Genomic DNA, 3,727 nt, shown 5'->3' with positions numbered 1-3,727 from the left:
CAATACCCGCAGCTAGCCCCATTAATACGCCAGGTAAAGAATCAGGCAAATGTAAGACTTCATCAACATAAAGTGGCATATCGATGATATACATCATATTCGCAGCCCACATAAATACAGTAGATAACAGTAAACATAGCACATTTCTGTTCTGCCAAAGTGGTTGATTTGCTACTTTTAGATCTAGGTTGTTATTTATTGATGAGGTAGGATTTTTTTCAACTGAAGGTAAAAATACAGCAACAAATAGCATCGCCACCATAAACATACCCATGGCAGCTAAATACATTGCCGTAAAACCAAAATTAATAGCCAAACCAAATGAGATTGGTGGACCAAATACCCAAGCCAGTGAAAGTTGAGCCCGAATAAGCGAATTAAATGCCACAACATTACGCCCTGTTTTAACAGCATATTCGCGCGCTAATGCAAAAATTTGTGGCATAGCAGCCGACGATAACGCCGCAAATAAAACGCCCAAGGTAATTAATATCAAATAATGGCGCGTAAACGCAAAAGTGATACTGTTAGCTACGCCCATTAAACAGCAGAAGATAACAATATAACGCCTATCGCCTTTTGTGTCGGAATATTTAGCTAATAGAAAACTCCCCACAATACTGGCTAAGGCATTAATCGAGAAAAAAAGCCCAACCAGACGTGAATTAACATTAACATCGAAAGTTAAAAACCGACTTAATGTGGGGGCTTGTAAAGCACCAGCAATTCCAACAACAAATGTAGTGACTAAAAAAGCAACAAAAATAACGCTTTGCTTTTGGCGAAACGAAGAGATATTAGTCATAAAAATACACTGAAGAATTAGATTAAAGGGATTTTGACCAATTATATACTTAAATTTAATATAAACGTAATAAAATTAAAAATAAATAAGGCAACGTATTTTTCCTCACTTTACTAATAAATATGCCTTTAGATTTTGCTACCTTTATTAATATAGGATTTATTATGTTTATATGGTAATGATAACTCTGTTTGCAAAAATGGCGGGCATTAAAAATAAGCCACACCAGATTGTAAAAATTAAAGAAGTAATGATCACCACTTATCGTTATACTAAAATTTAGAAAAAACTTAAATTATTTATATTTCGTATAAATAAAATCCTTCCTCCGTAAGATAAAAAACCTGTTTGTTATTTGGATTAGCTATAATAGGCGTTATTAAAAATGAACGAAGATCATCATGATTAATTGCATATTCGATAAAATCAATAAGTTGAGTTTTTAATGCTTTCACAACATGCCCTTTGCATATAGCTTTTTTACCTTTATAGTAAATTAGGTTATGTGCTATGTAAAAGCTATCACTTTGAAATAGATGAACAAAATTTGAAAAAGATTGCGTAAATAAAGTTAAATTTCCCTTGCATACGATATCTAACATATTAAGAAATATATGCTGTTTTTCTGCTCCTAATATAAATTCTTTTGGGTTTAACTTTTCAAATGCGTAATAATTTTTCATTGAGTTATTTGTGTTTTTTATGATATTAACAATTATAATATATTAAGCCGTTATAGCGGTTTTATTCATTTCAATAAAGCACACAAAATAGTCGTAAAATAAGCTTAAATAGTCACATTGAATACTGCATCTTACCATGAAAATAGTGTTCATTGATTTTGTTGCATTACTGTTGGTTTACAAATATTTCCATCGCTAATCCATTCACTAAAAACATTTTAATCTGCCAAGATTCTCTATCAATTTATATTAATCTATAAATGCGTTGAAAAAGAATATAGGTAATAAGTAGTAGCCCCCACTATGGTAAATTCATCAAGCGTTGTTCTTTCATTTATGTGTTTAGGTAATATTATGTAGAACTTGCAATTAACTTCTTTAATCTTCTAATTTCATTAATTAATTTTGGTATATCTTGTCGAGCATGAGCAATAAATTCTTGATCGGCAATAGTTGCACCAATAAGTTCAATATCTTCACCGCGGTTATTTTTATCACCTGTCATAATAAAATTACTGCCACTGTTATGATCGCGACCTTCAAGATAAGAGATCCAAGGACCTGCCGTTGCTTTCTCACATCGCATTTGTATCAGTTTTAATTCATCATCAGATAGATTAGTCGTTCGTTGCATAATCAACCTCGCAGGCAAATTGATGATAATGGATATTATTTTTTAGTTAATTACATTTTTAGCTTTCTTATTTCAGGAGTTAGCGCAAAACAGTCCGCTAATGGTTCGTCAGATAATGACCAATACTCAATTAGTTCCATATGATAATTATAATCCTGCAATAAAAGTTTTAGGGCTTGATTAATCGTTAAGGTGGATACACTAATACCTGATGAAACTAAATCATTCGTGACATCCAGTATCAAAGTCATTAATATACGTTTTTGTGTTTTTGAATAAGTTGAATGAGTATAAGCACGAATATATCTATCTAACCATTCTTCGGTTCGGTATTGCTCTGGCAATTCATACGCCCAATCTTGAGTGAATTTATCACCACTTGGTAAATGTAAATCATGACATAGTTTTTTTAGTTCATACATCTTGCTTAATTTTAGATTTTAACGGTTATGTTGCTGATAATTAAGTTACTTATAATTAAGTTAATTAGCCAAGATTCAGCGCAATATTTTTTGACTACGACTTCGTTATACTAACTTAATTCTAATTCGGAGCATTAAAGTATATTAATTCAAGTAATTAGCTAAATGATATTATTTTAATAATATTTGAAAGCATTGCAAATTTTTCACATGATCTTTTACAAAGAAAGGATTGCTTTTTGAACACATTCTATTCCTAATAGCAAACTTTCTTTATAAAAATGCGATTTCTGCAGCACCTATTTTTACTATTGACATGTTTTTCATTTTAATACCTATACCATGTTCACTATCCCCTGACCACGCAAACATCAAGCCGTACTCATCTTTTTCATCTAGCAATATGTAAATTTTAGTTAATGAAATTTGTGATAGCGCTTTATTACCATCTTGATTATAAACTTGAGAGATATAAGTCGTCATTTCATTATTGATGATGTTGTATAATTCAATTTGATGGGATGTAATGAAATCAATAGCATCTTTCATTTGCTTGTTATACTCAAATGATTCCAAATAAATAACTGGGATAGGTTGCTGGCCAAAGCGGGGCAAAATAATATCTACTGCGATGCCTTCGTCTTCGACAACATAGCTTATGGTGTTTTGGCTATTTTTCTTTTTCATTTATTGTTCTTTATTCGCTTTGACAACAGGCTATAAATTAGAGCTAATCATAGCAAAGGTGGAATTATAGTACTCCTGATTGAATTATTTTTTGTTTTTTTCCTCCCCATTCGTCATCAATCATATAGTGTGCGACGATTGGGGTTGAGGTAGCTACAAAAGTAAATTTATAAAAAACTTCATCACTTTCACAAATTTCATAATACAGCGAATACAATGGCGCACTTAATGGTAAGTCAATGGTAAACTTTTCTGTAGCAGAGGCAACTTCAACGCTATATTCATGATGGGTGTAAAAAGGAATAGCAATACATCGTAAGGTTTGGGTATCTATTGTAAAACTATCTGCTAATGTTAAAAAAACATTTGCACCGAAAGTATCATCAGGTAACGGATCAAAAATGGCATAATCACGATGAATCACTGCACCTTGCTCAATGTTTTTCTGCCCCCACTGCGACAACGTTTCACAATACGGTTTGGATCTGACTAAAAT

The 3,727-nt window shown here is 31.9% G+C and carries 6 protein-coding genes; all 6 read right to left on the bottom strand.

The annotated features are described in order from the left end of the window. A partial coding sequence (locus A9G30_RS03740) for an MFS transporter (protein ID WP_141671977.1) occupies positions 1–805 on the bottom strand: 805 nt, incomplete at its 3' end. Positions 806–1,104: 299 nt separating this feature from the next. Further along, positions 1,105–1,488, bottom strand: a complete 384-nt coding sequence (locus A9G30_RS03735; RefSeq protein WP_065582910.1) for a hypothetical protein — start codon at positions 1,486–1,488, stop codon at positions 1,105–1,107. A 352-nt stretch (positions 1,489–1,840) separates the two neighbouring features. Then, positions 1,841–2,122: a hypothetical protein gene (locus tag A9G30_RS03730; protein ID WP_065588104.1), complete on the bottom strand. Its 282-nt coding sequence runs from the start codon at positions 2,120–2,122 to the stop codon at positions 1,841–1,843. A gap of 50 nt (positions 2,123–2,172) precedes the next feature. Continuing rightward, on the bottom strand, positions 2,173–2,544 hold the full coding sequence (locus A9G30_RS03725; protein ID WP_065588103.1) for a hypothetical protein: 372 nt from the start codon (positions 2,542–2,544) through the stop codon (positions 2,173–2,175). A gap of 273 nt (positions 2,545–2,817) precedes the next feature. Next, complete coding sequence (locus tag A9G30_RS03720) at positions 2,818–3,231, bottom strand: DUF6985 domain-containing protein (RefSeq protein ID WP_065568105.1); 414 nt, start codon at positions 3,229–3,231, stop codon at positions 2,818–2,820. 64 nt (positions 3,232–3,295) lie between these two features. Further along, on the bottom strand, positions 3,296–3,727 hold a 432-nt coding region (comJ, locus tag A9G30_RS03715), incomplete at its 5' end, for a competence protein ComJ (RefSeq protein ID WP_218057712.1).

Source organism: Gilliamella sp. Fer4-1 (assembly GCF_001690515.1).
Classification (GTDB): Bacteria; Pseudomonadota; Gammaproteobacteria; order Enterobacterales; family Orbaceae; genus Gilliamella; species Gilliamella apicola_C.
The sequence above is the reverse complement of the archived record's forward strand: the minus strand, read 5'-3'. Positions and strand labels throughout refer to the sequence as shown.

Bases quoted from the DNA above. Each gene is read 5' to 3' on its own strand.
- A9G30_RS03720 (WP_065568105.1), bottom strand. From the start codon at position 3,231: ATGAAAAAGAAAAATAGCCAAAACACCATAAGCTATGTTGTCGAAGAC.
- A9G30_RS03735 (WP_065582910.1), bottom strand. From the start codon at position 1,488: ATGAAAAATTATTACGCATTTGAAAAGTTAAACCCAAAAGAATTTATA.
- A9G30_RS03730 (WP_065588104.1), bottom strand. From the start codon at position 2,122: ATGCAACGAACGACTAATCTATCTGATGATGAATTAAAACTGATACAA.
- A9G30_RS03725 (WP_065588103.1), bottom strand. From the start codon at position 2,544: ATGTATGAACTAAAAAAACTATGTCATGATTTACATTTACCAAGTGGT.